This is a genomic window from uncultured Eudoraea sp., from assembly GCF_947258525.1.
Taxonomy (GTDB): domain Bacteria; phylum Bacteroidota; class Bacteroidia; order Flavobacteriales; family Flavobacteriaceae; genus Eudoraea.
In genome coordinates this window covers 1-15,164 of sequence record NZ_CAMYIP010000013.1, presented here as the reverse complement: position 1 = coordinate 15,164, position 15,164 = coordinate 1, and the positions used below count along the sequence as shown (strand labels likewise).

Annotated in this window: 15 protein-coding genes; 1 reads left to right on the top strand and 14 read right to left on the bottom strand. The window is 37.6% G+C overall.

Annotated elements, in window-relative coordinates; genetic code table 11:
• The 11 genes from Q0X89_RS00805 to Q0X89_RS00755 all read right to left on the bottom strand — a co-directional run.
• On the bottom strand, positions 1-2,175 hold a 2,175-nt coding region (locus Q0X89_RS00805; protein ID WP_297690709.1), incomplete at its 3' end, for a prolyl oligopeptidase family serine peptidase.
• A 159-nt stretch (positions 2,176-2,334) separates the two neighbouring features.
• Positions 2,335-2,748 (bottom strand): hypothetical protein, encoded by a 414-nt coding sequence (locus Q0X89_RS00800; RefSeq protein ID WP_297690708.1) that lies wholly within the window; start codon positions 2,746-2,748, stop codon positions 2,335-2,337.
• Between the two features lie 179 nt (positions 2,749-2,927).
• Positions 2,928-3,413: a DinB family protein gene (locus Q0X89_RS00795; RefSeq protein WP_297690707.1), complete on the bottom strand. Its 486-nt coding sequence runs from the start codon at positions 3,411-3,413 to the stop codon at positions 2,928-2,930.
• Between the two features lie 142 nt (positions 3,414-3,555).
• The gene (locus tag Q0X89_RS00790) at positions 3,556-4,098 is read right to left on the bottom strand and encodes a DUF4287 domain-containing protein (RefSeq protein WP_297690706.1); all 543 of its coding nucleotides are present in this window, start codon (positions 4,096-4,098) and stop codon (positions 3,556-3,558) included.
• Positions 4,099-4,141: 43 nt separating this feature from the next.
• Complete coding sequence (locus Q0X89_RS00785; protein ID WP_297690705.1) at positions 4,142-4,552, bottom strand: hypothetical protein; 411 nt, start codon at positions 4,550-4,552, stop codon at positions 4,142-4,144.
• Between the two features lie 141 nt (positions 4,553-4,693).
• The gene (locus Q0X89_RS00780) at positions 4,694-5,050 is read right to left on the bottom strand and encodes a hypothetical protein (RefSeq protein ID WP_297690704.1); all 357 of its coding nucleotides are present in this window, start codon (positions 5,048-5,050) and stop codon (positions 4,694-4,696) included.
• 169 nt (positions 5,051-5,219) lie between these two features.
• Positions 5,220-5,903 carry a DUF4386 domain-containing protein gene (locus tag Q0X89_RS00775; protein ID WP_297690703.1) on the bottom strand — a complete coding sequence of 228 codons (684 nt, stop codon included), beginning with the start codon at positions 5,901-5,903 and terminating at the stop codon, positions 5,220-5,222.
• A gap of 238 nt (positions 5,904-6,141) precedes the next feature.
• On the bottom strand, positions 6,142-7,668 hold the full coding sequence (locus Q0X89_RS00770; RefSeq protein WP_297690702.1) for an amidohydrolase family protein: 1,527 nt from the start codon (positions 7,666-7,668) through the stop codon (positions 6,142-6,144).
• Between the two features lie 153 nt (positions 7,669-7,821).
• Entirely contained in the window at positions 7,822-8,661 is an 840-nt protein-coding gene (locus Q0X89_RS00765; protein ID WP_297690701.1) for a LytTR family DNA-binding domain-containing protein, read from the bottom strand.
• Between the two features lie 80 nt (positions 8,662-8,741).
• Positions 8,742-9,656 (bottom strand): ester cyclase, encoded by a 915-nt coding sequence (locus Q0X89_RS00760; protein WP_297690700.1) that lies wholly within the window; start codon positions 9,654-9,656, stop codon positions 8,742-8,744.
• A gap of 145 nt (positions 9,657-9,801) precedes the next feature.
• Positions 9,802-10,245, bottom strand: a complete 444-nt coding sequence (locus tag Q0X89_RS00755; RefSeq protein ID WP_297690699.1) for a DUF4440 domain-containing protein — start codon at positions 10,243-10,245, stop codon at positions 9,802-9,804.
• A 209-nt stretch (positions 10,246-10,454) separates the two neighbouring features.
• On the opposite strand from Q0X89_RS00755, the gene Q0X89_RS00750 reads away from it, so the two are divergent.
• Positions 10,455-12,863: a glycoside hydrolase family 3 C-terminal domain-containing protein gene (locus Q0X89_RS00750; protein ID WP_297690698.1), complete on the top strand. Its 2,409-nt coding sequence runs from the start codon at positions 10,455-10,457 to the stop codon at positions 12,861-12,863.
• Positions 12,864-12,881: 18 nt separating this feature from the next.
• Here Q0X89_RS00750 and Q0X89_RS00745 read toward each other — a convergent pair whose 3' ends face one another.
• From Q0X89_RS00745 to Q0X89_RS00735, 3 genes are all read right to left on the bottom strand, one after another.
• On the bottom strand, positions 12,882-13,205 hold the full coding sequence (locus Q0X89_RS00745; protein ID WP_297690697.1) for a hypothetical protein: 324 nt from the start codon (positions 13,203-13,205) through the stop codon (positions 12,882-12,884).
• 15 nt (positions 13,206-13,220) lie between these two features.
• The gene (locus Q0X89_RS00740; RefSeq protein ID WP_297690696.1) at positions 13,221-14,066 is read right to left on the bottom strand and encodes a hypothetical protein; all 846 of its coding nucleotides are present in this window, start codon (positions 14,064-14,066) and stop codon (positions 13,221-13,223) included.
• Between the two features lie 210 nt (positions 14,067-14,276).
• Positions 14,277-15,164: DUF1214 domain-containing protein (locus Q0X89_RS00735; protein ID WP_297690695.1), on the bottom strand; the 888-nt coding region annotated here is incomplete at its 5' end.

Genomic DNA, 15,164 nt, shown 5'->3' with positions numbered 1-15,164 from the left:
AAACGGAGACATAGTGTAATAAACCTCCGGAGCTTCCCAATAATTTCTTTCTTCACTCTGGAACCCAAAAGGGGTCAGTGTTCTGTTGTAGGCACCACTCCTTGCAATTCCGGCTGCAAAAAGATCGGAATGGGAAAGCAGGTTGGCAACCATAAATGCCCCATAACTATGACCTCCAACGGCAACACGTGTCCTGTCAATATAACCCATTGCATCCACTGCGTCAATGGCCGCCCTGGCATTGGCCACTAATTGCGTTCGAAAAGTATCATTAGGTTGGTCATCACCTTCACCAACGATCGGAAATGACGCACCATCCAGCACAACATATCCTTTAGCTACCCAATAAATTGGGGATCCGTAATAAGGAAAGGTAAATTTATTTGGGTTTGAAGTCTTTTGTGAAGCGCTCGATTGATCTTTAAATTCTCTAGGATATGCCCATAAAATCATAGGCATTTTCTCTTTGGCTTGCCGATCATAACCAACCGGCAGATATAAAGTCCCCGATAAATCCAAACCATCTTCCCTCTTATAACTAATTACTTCTTTATGGATATCCGCTATACTTTTAAAAGGATTGTCAAAGTCAGTCAACCTTTTAAGCTCATTTTTCTTTAGGTCTCTGATAAAATAGTTGGGATACTCATTGGGTGATTCCAGTCTGACAAGGAGCTCATTTTTGTCTGCATCATAACTTCTAAGATTTTCAAGTTTGTTGGTATATCCTGATTCATAAATTCTGCTTGTTTTAAGCGATTTAAGGTTAATCTTATCAATAAATGGGAATTGTCCTTTTTCAGAATATCCGGCTCCGTTAAGGAAGGCATCTCTACCCTTCAAAGCCAGGACATCACTCCCCATTTTGTTCCTTTTTGTCACAAAATCTCCGGGATCACTGTATCTATCCTGATAATTTCTGTCAAAAAGAATTTTGGGTTCTATAGAAGAATCAGACGGATTAAATAAATACGTCTTGGTATTTCTGGTATTCCACCAGTCATCTATAATAAGTGCTGTATTTTCATCCCCCCATATGGCACTGTCATATCTGTTTATTGTTTTTATAAGACTTTTAGGAACACCATTGAATGGGGCATCTAATTGAAAAACTTCATCCCGGTATGATACTTCTTGTTCAGGATCACCGCCATCCAGAGCCTCGGCATATACAAGGCTTGCAGGCATGTCGTTCCTCCAGCTAAATCTTCTTTTCCCTTTGCGGACAGCCATAAAACCCTTTGGCAGATCTTCAATCAAAGGAACCTCAATAACTGTCTCAACCCTTTTGGCATCCTTCGAATAAATAACAGTTTTGGAGGGAAATCTGCGATAAGGCACCAGGTATGAAAAAGGTTTTTCAACAGTTGTCACCATCACGTATTCTCCATCCGGGGAAAACCTAATGCTATTGTACATATCACTGACCAGCCATTTTTCACTTGTTCCATCTAGTGAAACTTTGTAAAGTTCTGATAAAGCTAGTTGTTCAAAGTTATGTTCATCATTTTTATTTTTCAATAAATCCTGATACGTTCGGTTTTGCGCTTTTTTTCCGTCATTCACAGAAATGGTAGGCCCGATAGGAACGGCATTCTTTGTATCAATAAGTCCCAGCCTGTCAGGGGAAATCATTTTTACCAGGATGGCATTCCCATCCTCAAACCAGTTTATCACATTTCGAAGGTTTGCATTAACCTTTGGTTCAGTCAGTTTTTTTGCAGTTTGATTAACCACATCAACTACCCAGACTTCAACTCCTGAGGAGGTGGTATTTGTGCAGGCAATTTTCTTTTGATCCGGCGAGAAGCTAAAATTGGTCAATTTAGGTTTTTCAGGTAATCCGCTCACCTGAATTACTTCAGACTCATTACTATTCAGAGGTTTTATTTTTAAATTATTGTAGTAAGTCACCCGGCTACCAATATTGGTTTTTGGATTAATTCTTAATCCCCCCAATCTTAATTCTTCCTGGGAGATTTCTTCAATACTTTTAAAGGCATCTCTATAAAGGAGGACCATAAAATCTTTGTTGTCATCAACAATTACAGATGGTGCCCGGGGCACATCTACAAGCTCAAGTATTTCCTTTGATGGTTTTTGATAGGTAAGTGATTCCTGGGCCTGCACTTTTACAAGAAATAATAGTAGTACCAGGTAAATAGAATGTTTCATATTTTCAATAGTTATGGGTAATAGTTTAGTATAATTAAAGCAGCATTTTTTATTACAACCCCTTTTTAAAAGGGTAATAAATTTATGAAAAAAGCACAAGCTTCAACTACCTGTACCCAGGAATCTTTTTATTTCAATGCTATGCGCCAGTGCGCACTTTTATTCCTTATTCTTAATAGTAGTGGCCCCGATATATGAAGCCAGGGTTTTAGTGATAAAAGATATCATGAATATCAAATACTGTTGCTCCCAATCAGTATCGGACAACAGCAAGAATACTAAGTCCATTATAATGTAAATGGCAGGAAGCATTAATCCTATAACTTTTCTTTTGCTATATCTTTTTTTAACCAGTAGTCTGGAGATAAAGAAAAACAGGATGATTCCAAAAATGATTGAAATATAGGGTGCCGTTATCTGAGCGTGTTCCTCATAATAAGCTGGTTGTTGTCCCGGTTCTATTAAGGCCGAAAAAATTACTACTTCAAGAATGGATAATGCAATTAGAATTATATGAATGAGCAATGCCCATCCAATTATCTTTAGCCAGGGAATTTTAGTATTTGTAGTCATGATTATATGGTTAGCTAGCAAATCCTCATTTCAGATTTTATCTTTTCTTAAAAGGGTCATAGATCTCCTTATAAAAAAGCACACTTCTAAAAAATTAAATTCAAAGTATTTAGTAACAGTTCCTGTTATAATTTATTGCGGACTTGAAAGGGTAAAATGCAGGTAGTAATGTAGCTGCATTATTTCTCCTCTAATACCTTTTCCCTGATCATCTTTTTAATCAAAGAAATTTGCCCTAGATGATAGTAGCTATGTTCAATGACACCCTCAATGCTTCTTCTATAAGTCCCGTATTCCTCTTTAACAAAAAAGTCTTCTAATTTTTCTTCAGTCATATTTTCGACATGATTTGCAAAATGTTCTGCATTGGTCCATATATCTTTTAGTAGGTGATCCCAATCTTCTTTGGACTTTATTTCTGGCATGTCAAAACTATATTTATCCCGAATTACAAGCTCTCCTCCTTCAAAAACGTCGAGAATTCCGGAAATGTAGTAATTAATATGAAAGGCCAGGGCCGCAATAGTGTTTAACGATCCAATTTTTGTCGTCGCCTGTTCCCAGCTTACATTGGTTAATTGATCCTTAAAGTTGGTACTGGCAATCCATTTACCATTTAAAAGGACCTCTTTAAAACGATTCGCAAGTTGTCCTGGATTTTCCATTTTAAATATTTTCAGTGTACTATTTTAAAAGAACCAGAGTTATCTGAATTCCAATTGTAATTGCTCACCCTCGAAAACTGTCCAATAATATTTTGTTTCAAAGAATTTCACTTGGTCTGAGATAATATCCCTGGCACTAGTTTTATTCCGCTTTTAGATAGGCCTCTTTCAGCCAATCTTTTAGTTCACTATCAATTTGAGATACTTCACTCAACTTCACTCGATGTGTGCACATGGTTCCAAACGGACCGGAATTTTCCAGGCGGTCTGTTGTTGGCTTGTCTTTTATTTTTAATCCCAAATCAATTCTAGTTTTGGTTGCTGGTTTTATCAATGCAAATTGTTTTTTTCTGATTATACTAACACTGGCCTTTTTAGGGCTTATAGTAACATCATTTCCAAAACCCTTAACTACAGTTAAGAGTTTTTCGTAAATGGGGATTAAATTTTCTTTCCCCTGATACTGATTTTTTACCAGATCTACGGACGCAATATTCTCTTCTTTTGACAAAGTCACAATGGTATTAGCGAAACCATGAGTTACATTGTACTCTTCTTTTAAAAACCTAACAGCTTCAGAATGTTTCGAAAAAGATTTGGTTTTCAGCAGGGATTTCCACTCATTTAATGCCTTACCGGTTTTTTCCGGCATATTGTCGATCATTGTTTGCAGGGCCTTGTCCATAATACTTGTTTTTTAATTCATTACTAAACTTGCTGTTAGTATTCTAAACAGCTTTGCCTAATTTATACCCAAGCCATGCCATTGGGATATATGCTGCTACCAGATCTAGAACTGTAAACCAGGTAGGGGAAGGAAGCATGATACTATTTGTAATACCACCAATCAGGAAAAATATTCCAATTAGTAAAGCCATTTTCATTTTGTGACTTGCGGAAATCAACGTTGCAAGAAAGGCACCTGCGAAAGTCCCAAGAGCATGCGCTAAAAAGGGAAAAAGAAAATGTTTAGGTTCAAATAAATGAATAGATTCTTTTAAACCTTCCATTGTGGTAACATCGGCACCGCTGGGTGGTTCAATAATTGAGCTGCTAATCATAATGATACCCATATTCACAACACTTCCAATTATTAGTCCTATTACAACGGCCAAGATATTTTTCAGAGTAGCATTCATGATCTGGTTATTTCTATGAGTTGTTATATGAAAGCAGGAGTTGCCCTGGTTCGAACTTTTCGAATACTATAAATGTATTAAAAAAAGAAGAAGTTTTAATGACTTATACTTAATGTCCTATTTGTCGTTGCTATCTGCTTACTATTTATATTCATGCTTTTTTTTAACTAGTTTTAATATTACCAATACCGTTAAACCTCCCGCTATAGCTGCAAGTATGTCTTTTACATCTAATTTTCTTGTGGAGCTCCATTGCATTAATTCATAAAGCACAGATCCCAGGGTAACAATTAATACAAGAACTTTAGGATATTTATTTGGTTTTATTAATAACAATAAGGTAAACCCAACCACATAGAAATAACTTGGCAGGGATCCTGCTACTCCGTAATCATTAATCTTATTTAGATTTATATAGTCACGGTAAATGGTTTTGCTTAAAAATCCAAGGATTACAGCTATTAGTCCAATTATGCCAAATAGGCCATTTATTCTCATCGGCTTTTATCTTTGCTATTTTCGGCAAGGAAAACTACCATTTGGGTCGGGTAAATTTCTAATTTCTTTCATCGGGGTTTTATGGCCTTCATATTCCGGCTATTCCTTTGAATCAGCTTAGTAAGGCCGGGGAATGACTCGCGTAATGAATACACCTGCCCTTAGAATCTCATTCTAATCCCTTAATATACTTCGGATTGAAGCCTTTTACAAGCAACCAAATGATAAAAGTTAGCACATAGATGCCATTTTGAACAAACAAAAGGCCGGAAACTTTTATATCGGCCAGTTGCAGTGCTCCGCCAAAGAAGACCACTATGGAGGCAAGAATACCCCAAATGGAAAGCCATACTGGAACAAGCTTTGTTCTAAAAAGGAAATAATACAACACTGACCCTCCTATACTATATAACATAAGCATTAAAAAATGTGTCCAGTAATACGCTTCATGCAGCATTTTGGCAAGTGTTGTAAAGTGGTCAGTAGTTGCAGCGGTTGTTACTGCAAATTCCTCACTAAGAGATAGCAGGTTCACATGAATGATATTGCTTACAACAATAATGGTAAAACTAATGCTGAAAATAGCTAAATAAGCATTAGCCAGTCTTTGATCATACTCTTTGATAAACGAGTATAAAAAAAGAGCAATTCCAACTCCTATGGCACTGGCCAGGATATCCAGGCTTATGGCAAGCTTCATTTGTCCCATATGAAGCATAATGTCTTCGAGAAACTCAGTAGAATTTGCCTCAGCACCGCCAAGACCTCTGAAGGCAGTACCTGTTGCGCCCGCCAGGACAGTCAATAAAAATAGAAAACCAAGAATTCTTCCGGTTTTTTTTGTCAGTGCCATAACACGTATTGGTATTGGTTAATTATGTTGATTAGTAGTTCTATTATAAGATTTGTTACACTACGGAAATGAATTTCCAATTAACACCAATACTTTGTGGCTTACTGCGGCAGGCAGGTATAATAGCAGCTTATGAATTCGTATGAAACGTTCATGCAGGCTGAGTATTAAGAAATCTATAGACTAAATGGCCGGCACTTCTTTTGGTCATATTTTGTCTTAGTTGTGTTAAGTCTGATTAATTCATAAAATCATTAATTTCTTTTGTCCTGCTCGAGTTGTTGGCTGTTTTCAAGGCTTTCAGTATCTTATCTAATATGGTTCTATCTAATATTTTGCCATTCAGGAATACCGAATTGATTTTACGGGTATTGGCAATGTTTACTAAAGGACTTTCCTCCAAAAGCACCAGATTAGCTTTCCTTCCTTCCATAATTTTGCCGGTATTACTCCCAAGCCATTCGGCGGGAATAGAAGTAGCTGACTGTAAGACCTGATAATTAGACATACCTGCATTATTCATCGCAATGAATTCATCATGTAATGAAAATCCCGGTACAGTGGGGGGTAGGTTAGTGTCTGTTCCGGCCATAATATTTACATTGCCGGCCGACAGGTTCTTCAGGATAATCTTGCATGCTTCGCCATAAGTCGTCCAAAATATCTTTTGCCAGGCTTTCTCTTCAGGACTAAGGTCGTCGGGTAATTTATATCGATTTACTTCAGGAAGCCATCCTAATCCCTGAGGAATCATTTCATCCCATTCACTAATTCCGGGGTTCTCATAGACCAGCTCTACTTCTTGCAGCACTTTTTGCAATTCAAATTTTTGGCGTACGAAGCTTTGGGTTAACCAAAGTGTAGTAGTCACCGAAATGTCATTGGCTTTTAATTCCGGTATAATTTCCTTGCTGCGATTTTCTGCATAAGCTAAAAAATCATTGGCTCCTTTTTGGTTGTCGAACTTTCCGAATTCTCTTCTAAAAGCATTCATTAATTCTTCAAGGTGGGCAAACTCTGATTGGTTCGATTTAAAAACATCCGTTAGCTCAAGACTAAAAGGTACATGCCCAACTACATCTAAGCCTTCTGATATAGCTGCTTCATTAATAGCTTCATACGCCTCTTTATTGAGGTAACTGTATATTTTTACTGCATCATAACCTTTTTGGGCATAGTGCTTAACCATTTGTTCGGCCTCTTTAGCATCTTTGATATTATTGAATCCTTGTGTCCATTTCATAAACCAACCTTCAACCAGCCCAAAGCTCCCTAATCTAGGAGAAGCAATATACATGTCAGGGCCAATTCTTCCATCCTTTATTTCCTGCCTCCACTTTAAGTGATCTTCTTCTCCAATCATTTCACGTATCTCTGTTACACCATTCGCTACATATAACAGTAAATCATTAGGACTCTTAAACAAATGGACATGGGAATCAATTAACCCCGGAATTAAGAACTTACCTTCTCCATTGATTACGGCAATCTCTTTTGATTTTATTGGAACAGAGTCTATGGAGATAATTATTCCATTTTCTATATATACATTTTGGTTTGGAATAAATGCATCTCCGTCAGGAGACAATACACTTATACTGTTTATACTAAAAGCTTTATCAGGAATGTTAAAAGTACCTGGGTCTACCACTTCGGTAAGACCACCATAGATCTGCGTCATATTTCGGTTTGCCAGAAAGGTTAAAATTGCTGTGCCAAGAATTAGAAGTATGAAAAAGTATTTGATTATTTTTCTCCAGTTCATAAGGGTATGTTTTAAATTAACAATGATCCAAATTTAGCTGCGACTAAGATGTAAAACAAAGCTTATGTGACGAACAGCAAGTATTGGTATGAAATGCAAGGTAAATGTGACCAGTTACAAGTAAAAGGGATAAACTAAAAGCCAGTTGCAAGCTTATTTACCTCTGAAAACGGATACATAACTTCTTGATACAGGGATTTTTCTATCACTATCTGATAGTTCCAGAAGTAATCCCTGAGCATTACCGGTAATAGAAATAATAGCTGCTTTATTAACGAGAAAAGATCGATGCGCTTTGATAATGGAGCTGCCGGATACTTCTTTTAAGATGTGTTTGATCGTTGCCCGTTCTGTAGATTTTTTAAATTGCCCATCGGAATCTATATAAGCTATATAAACATAATTCTGTAATGCTTCAACATATTTAATGTGATTGATAGGTATCCCAAATAGTGAGCGATTGTCTTTCAATGGCTCACCCGGAATGCCGGTTTTTTCTTGATTGATATTTTCAGCGATGTTTATATATTTTCTTTCCTGCAGACCCAGGGATAATCCTCCGAGTACAGTAATTGGTATTATACCAATCATAAAAGTACCATATACCATCTGAGGAAGCAGTGCCCACTCAATAAAACCAAATAATAAAATACGGGCAAAAAGGAAATTGGCCAGACTAATGGTAAGCATTACACCAAGGTTATACAATATCCATTTTCCGAATGTCCAATTTTCTAATTTTCCTTTGAGTTTGAATACCTTGCCAACAATGAATTCAAAAATCACTGCCGCAATGAATGTCATACCACCAAAACCAAGGCAAATAAGAAATTTGTCTGACTTAAGTGTAGAAATACCGAAGGGCTGAAAGACATATAAAAAGAAAGTTACGAATAGACTTATAATGGCCGTTATTTTAACTAAACCAAAGCGGCTCTCCTGCTCAGGAAACGGCTTGTTAAGTATCTTATAAATAGCATTTAAAAGTTTCATTCTTTAAAGATATTGGCTCACTTTTAAATAAAGTATATAAGTTAGGCCAAATGTTTTCGCTTTGGATATGGCAGGTTATTTTAGAGCCCTTCTAATTGTTTATTGTAATCTTCTTCATCAAAATTGCCTTTAGACTCCTTTATGAATTGGTTTTCATCTAAAGTCCATTCTTCAAACCCACTAATTTTCACTTTATTCCCTGTGCCCCCGGGACCAGTATTGGTTCCGGTAAGGGTCCAATGAAATCGGGCCTTGTCAGCTATGGTTACTAAACTGTCCATTGTCACAATTATATCAGGAAAAGCCTCCATAAATCCTTTTGCAACTTCGGTTATTTCCTCTGTGCCCCGGGCAGGTGCTCCCTTGTTTACCTGCAATGATCCATCTTTGGCAAAATAAGAGGCTACAAATTCAGGTCTTTTGCTACACCATGCCTGCGCATAGCTTCTGGCAAAAATTTCCAAATCAAATTTCTTTTTTTCTTCATCAATCGGATTTACAGTAAAGGAAACATTTAGAAATTTCCACACTCCATTTTGCTTTAGGAGGGTAAAATGGTTGATCTCGCGTGTTTGTGGAATTCCAAATCGATGAACAATTGCATCACCTCTTACAAAAGCCATTTGGCTTTCACTTACCAGGATGTTGTAGTCATTAATTATTTCGCAATAAGGTATAGGATTACGATTTTTAACATCTTCGAAGTACTCATCAATAGTGATCACAGAACTAGACCAAGCCCCGTCTTTTAAGCTGCTTATTCCAAGGTTTGTATTATCAAAAACTACCTTGTCTAAGGCTTCCAGGTCATAGTTACCGGCAGCAATCAATAAGTTATCTACAGCAGTTTTTATTTCTGCTTCTTCCTGTGTCCAGGTTGGTTCAATAGTCTCAGGTGCAGCAGCCTGTACTGCATCAGAATTCCCGGGTTTAGGTTGACAACTTAAAAGGAAGATTGGAAGAAAGAAGAGAATACATATAGTATGTAGATACATATATTTCATAATTATAAAAATTTGAATTTGTGCCTAATTTTCCAGTCTTTGATTTATTTAAAAATAAGAAATTTTTGAAGTTAGGTTTAGTGTAAAATAAATATACCTGTTTATGTCAGATGTTAGCCTTTATGGAGCAATCGTTTCACAACCCCATATCGCGATATATTTTCCATTTCCCATCTTCCTGTTTCCAAACCAACAAATATTTACCTTCTCCTTTTAAATTACCTTTACTATCCTTCATTTGGTATTTCCCCAATTCAAATAAAAATTCATTATCTGTGGTAAGTGAAGTTGTTGTAAATAGTAAATTGGGCATATCATTCTCAATGGAATAGCGTATTTGTCCACCCCATGATGAGAGGATATCCTTCCCTTTTGATGTGCCAAAGTAAGCTCCTTTTGCATACATATTGTACAATGCCAAGGAATCTCCCTCAAAAAAATGTTTTGAAAATTTTTTATCAAGGCTATCTATTATTGCCCTGGCTTTAATCAAATCTATTTTCTCCTGTTCAGTTGATTGTCCGAATATCGCAGAAATTGAAAAGAGAATAAAAAGGTACCGCAGTGTTTGTTTTTTCATGTTATATCTGGTTTTAATTGATTTGACGGGGACAACTATAAACGAATGAAGCCCGATCCCTTTTATGTATTACATGGTTATTTTTATAATTCAAGCCAGCTCACTTCAGTTTAAATCTACATGGGATCCAGGCAGATTCTGTCTGGCGTTTGTCTTCTAAATTTTCATAAATTTATAGTGCTCCAACTTACACAAATATAAGCGAGAACATGAAGAAACCAGTTAAAATCACCTTAATCACTCTTACATCACTATTAGTTCTAATTATTCTGTTGGCAATAGGAGGTTGGATTTGGGTAAATTCAACCTTTCTCAATTTTGAAAAGGATTATTCTGAGAATGTTGATATCAATGAAATAACCATTGATGGATACCGATTTTTAGATCGAAATGGCAACGGTAAACTTGATATTTATGAAGATGAACGCAGAACCATTGAAGAAAGAGTTACAGATGTCCTTTCTCTGATGACACTAGAGGAAAAAATACATTTGCTCAAAGGATCCGGATTGGCTTCTGCTCTTGGCAGGGTTGAGCCTGGTGAAGGAATTGCCGGGGCTGTGGGCACCATCGTTCCAACTCCGCGATTAGGATTGCCAACCATTTATTTATCTGACGGTCCTGCGGGATTGAGAATTGCACCAACACGTGAAGATGATGATCAAACCTATTATTGTACAGCCTTTCCAATCGGTACATTGTTGTCTTCAACCTGGAATGTGGACCTTGTTGAAGAAGTTGGAACAGCTATGGGAAAAGAAGCCCTTGAATATGGGATAGATGTAATTCTGGGCCCCGGAGCTAATATTATGCGACACCCTTTCTGTGGCAGAAATTTTGAATATTATTCGGAAGATCCATTGCTAACGGGTTATATAGGGGCAGCTATGGTCAATGGAATAGAATCTAATGGCATAGGTACCTCCGTTAAGCATTTTGTAGCGAACAATCAGGAGACCAACCGCAATTTCAATGACGTAATTGTTTCAGAAAGAGCGATGCGTGAAATTTACCTTAAAGGCTTTGAAATTATCGTGAAAGAATCGCAACCCTGGACTATCATGTCTTCTTATAATAAAGTCAACGGCACATATACATCAGAAAGCAGGGATCTTTTGACTGGCGTTTTGAGGGATGATTGGGGGTTTGAAGGATTGGTCATGTCAGATTGGTTTGGTGGGAATGATGCAGCTGCTATGGTAGGTGCCGGCAATGATTTGTTGGAGCCCGGAACCAGGAAACAATGGAAAGCCCTGCTGGAAGCACACAAGAATGGATATTTAACTATAGAGGATATTGATACTTCCGTTAAACGAATCCTTAAGTTGGTTTTTGAATCGAAAAAAATGCAGAATTATCGATATGGGAATAATCCGGATTTAATCGCACATGCCAAAATTAGCCGCCTGGCTGGTGCTGAAGGGATGGTTCTTTTAAAAAATGAAAACGCACTTCCCATTCAGAAATCAAAAAATGTTGCTCTTTTAGGAGTTACTTCGTATGATTTTATTACCGGAGGAACGGGCTCAGGAGATGTTAACGAAGCGTACATCGTATCATTGGAAGAAGGGCTAAAGAATGCAGGTTACCAAATAAATACTATTGCTAAGGATATATTCGAAAACCATAGAGAGGCCAATTCAAAAGAATTCGTCCGGCCAGAGGGGATTAAAGCCATGTTTACCCCCTATATCCCCCCTCAAATTGTATATACTTCAGAGCAATTAGATCAAATAGCTGCAGAATCAGATTTGGCTATTATTACAATTGGCAGAAATGCCGGGGAAGGGGGAGACCGCGTTGAAAAGGACGACTTCCTTTTATCACAACAGGAGCAAGATATGATAACAAGAACTTGTCTGGCCTTTCATGAGGCAGGTAAGAAAGTAGCAGTGGTACTGAATATCGGGGGCGTAATAGAGACCAATTCCTGGAAAGAACAACCCGATGCCATTTTGCTTGCATGGCAGGGTGGTCAGGAGGGTGGAAACGCAGCAGCTGATGTCCTTAGTGGCAAAATAAACCCCAGTGGAAAGCTTGCAATGACCTTTCCCATAAACCTGGATGACCATGCTTCAAACAAAAATTTTCCTCAGGATGGGGAACCTTTGAAAATAACTGATATGTTATTCGCAGGCGAGGTAGATAAAGAGGATAGAGTTCAAAACAGGGATTTTACTATCTACGAGGAAGGCATTTATGTTGGGTACCGCCACTTTGATAAAGTAAACTCCGAGGTATCTTATCCATTCGGATTTGGACTTTCCTATACAGATTTTGAATTAAGTGATTTGGCTGTAGCTGTTCAAAATGACAGCATCCATGTACAGCTTACCGCGAAGAATATAGGCGATAAAATGGGAAAGGAAGTAATACAGATCTATGTTTCCAAACCCAACTCAACAATTGACCGTCCGGTTCAGGAATTGAAAGCTTTTGCCAAAACCCATAACCTGGAACCGGGTGAAGTGTCAGACCTGGTACTTAGTATTCCTATTTCAGATTTGCGCTATTGGGATGAAGAAAAATCTGATTGGGCCCTGGAAAAAGGCAGCTACACCATTCAATCAGGAACTTCCTCACGGGATACCAGGGTATTGCAAGAAATAGAAATTTAGACTTGTTCGCGGCAGTATTTATTTTGGTTCAAGGCTCATGACGTAATCATAGTTTTCATCTAATAGCTTAGCAACATTGTTAAGGTCCGCAAGCATTTCCTCCGTAATCAAAATATAACCTTGCATTACAGCATTATAGGATTTGTAAATGGCTGTATTATATTCTTCCATGTACTTTTTTTGTACTTCCTTAGAAAACCTTATTCCTATTTCGGAAGCTTTGTTGTATAATGAAAACATATAACCATTAGCCGATGTATAGGGCATGGTTTTGCCCTTTCTATTAAAGCGTTCACACTTAGCCACTAATGCATCATATATTTGGAGTTTCTCATTCCACATGTTTATTGCGTTTTTTTAATTGGAATAAAGACTAAAAAAATGTGCGGTATCCTTAATATCGGCTATACCCAGAATCCAGCACACTTCGGAAAGGTCCGAGAAATCTAATCCTCCTGCAGCTATAGCTTCATTGTTGTAGCGATCCTCTTTACCATTGTATTTATTTCCTAAATCAATAGCAAGCTGCCATATTGCAATTAGCTTTGGGTCCTTAATTTTATCTTTCCAGTTGGTGTAATCCGGGGTACGAAATCCCGGGGTTCCGTTTCCAACAGCATTACCATCTTGAATTTTATGATAGGTAGTATTTTTCTTCACGAAATCCAGGCTGGCTGGTGAGGTAACTTCTTCATTCCAATCGCTATGCTGAACGACATGAATGCGCTGCGAAATATTTATTTCAGGAAGATCTGCCTGAAGGGCTTTAACAAGTTCAGCAGAAAAATCGGATTGTCCTGCGTCTGCAATCCAAATATCGCCCTGGTTGGCGAGGGTGCTCTTGGCAATTAGTTTAACCCGTTCTACGGCACTTTTTAAGTTTTCATGCGCGTCTGTCCAGTTGTCACCAAATGCAAGCCTGAATAGATCATTAGGGGGCACATACAGCCCTTCCTGAATGCCATAAGTGCCTGCAACCGCATGATAGTTGACTTTCTTAAAATCAGGATCAGACATAAGCGTAATAAAGGCAGCTACGGAATGAAGGTCATCCACATCGGTTTTGCAATCGTATTGAACTAAAAGCAGGTCTTTTTCTATATTGAAGTTTACTGATTTAGATTGATACAATGGTGTAGCATTGCCTTTTAAAGGCATTAAAATACTGGCTATTGCAATAAGATGTAATATTTTAAACTTCATTTCTTTTGTGTTTTATTTTGACGTTCATTTTAAGATTAATTGCCACCTAAATGGTAATTGATGCTAAAAGGCAATATATATTTAGAACGGGTTACATTCTATTAAACTTTTAATTTAAACCGATATTTAATCAAAGCTAATTTAAGAACTATTTGTATTTCGACCTGCTGGAGGTTTATAGAATATTGGTGCTTCGTTATTTACTTCCCCTTAATTGCATGGTTTTTTTGGTAAGTTATTCAAATCGGGTTTGTAGTATCGGCACACAAAATAATAGGGTTCACCTGCATTAAGTGGCATCCAATACGTTCCATCTTCCGGATCTTCGACACTGAAAGTAATGGTAATGTTGCCATTTTCATCGGGCTTTGTGTTGTAGGCATTGAAGAGGTCATTTTTTCCGGGCAAAGTGTTACGTGTGATCGCGCTGTATCTCGTAATCGACCAAAACAACTCAACACCTTCAGGTTCATATGGGAAGGTAAAAACCTCAGTTTTATCCCCATTTAATACTTCGTTGTTACAATTAGTAAAATAAGGCATATAAAAAGCATGGTGTACCGGAAATCCTAGATGGCCTATAATTCCACCAGCTCTGTTCTCCATGTCATTACTGCCTTTTTCCTCGCTGTCAATCGGTCCGAATTTTCCAAAATTTCCAATTGCGCCAATGCGTGGAGCATTCTCGCCAATGTATTGGCTTACTCGCAGGTAGTCGTCATGAGTAAAATTTACTGATGATTCGAGCCAGGCTTTATTTTGGGGATAAACATCTCGATTAGCCAGTGTGAATTCAATTGGATTGTCAAATTCTAGCTTTTTACTTACTCCTTCTATTGTAATCTTGTCCTGAATGGGATAAACATTTTCCAGGTCATCATTGGTGAAAACCTGAACCCGAACAAATAAGTGTGGATAATTCCCGTCACACTCAATTACTGTAGTTCCTTGTGGAGTTTCCATACCTTTCCCTTTTCTGATAAAAGTATAGGCTCCTTTAGGAAAAACTTCATCATAAATAGTATAGTGTTCCATATCGGTTATATGAATAGAATAATACCTTCCTTCTTCAACCTCCGGGAAAGTAACGGTAACCGG

Bases quoted from the DNA above. Each gene is read 5' to 3' on its own strand.
- Q0X89_RS00800 (WP_297690708.1), bottom strand. From the start codon at position 2,748: ATGACTACAAATACTAAAATTCCCTGGCTAAAGATAATTGGATGGGCA.
- Q0X89_RS00795 (WP_297690707.1), bottom strand. From the start codon at position 3,413: ATGGAAAATCCAGGACAACTTGCGAATCGTTTTAAAGAGGTCCTTTTA.
- Q0X89_RS00790 (WP_297690706.1), bottom strand. From the start codon at position 4,098: ATGGACAAGGCCCTGCAAACAATGATCGACAATATGCCGGAAAAAACC.
- Q0X89_RS00785 (WP_297690705.1), bottom strand. From the start codon at position 4,552: ATGAATGCTACTCTGAAAAATATCTTGGCCGTTGTAATAGGACTAATA.
- Q0X89_RS00780 (WP_297690704.1), bottom strand. From the start codon at position 5,050: ATGAGAATAAATGGCCTATTTGGCATAATTGGACTAATAGCTGTAATC.
- Q0X89_RS00775 (WP_297690703.1), bottom strand. From the start codon at position 5,903: ATGGCACTGACAAAAAAAACCGGAAGAATTCTTGGTTTTCTATTTTTA.
- Q0X89_RS00770 (WP_297690702.1), bottom strand. From the start codon at position 7,668: ATGAACTGGAGAAAAATAATCAAATACTTTTTCATACTTCTAATTCTT.
- Q0X89_RS00765 (WP_297690701.1), bottom strand. From the start codon at position 8,661: ATGAAACTTTTAAATGCTATTTATAAGATACTTAACAAGCCGTTTCCT.
- Q0X89_RS00760 (WP_297690700.1), bottom strand. From the start codon at position 9,656: ATGTATCTACATACTATATGTATTCTCTTCTTTCTTCCAATCTTCCTT.
- Q0X89_RS00755 (WP_297690699.1), bottom strand. From the start codon at position 10,245: ATGAAAAAACAAACACTGCGGTACCTTTTTATTCTCTTTTCAATTTCT.
- Q0X89_RS00750 (WP_297690698.1), top strand. From the start codon at position 10,455: ATGAAGAAACCAGTTAAAATCACCTTAATCACTCTTACATCACTATTA.
- Q0X89_RS00745 (WP_297690697.1), bottom strand. From the start codon at position 13,205: ATGTGGAATGAGAAACTCCAAATATATGATGCATTAGTGGCTAAGTGT.
- Q0X89_RS00740 (WP_297690696.1), bottom strand. From the start codon at position 14,066: ATGAAGTTTAAAATATTACATCTTATTGCAATAGCCAGTATTTTAATG.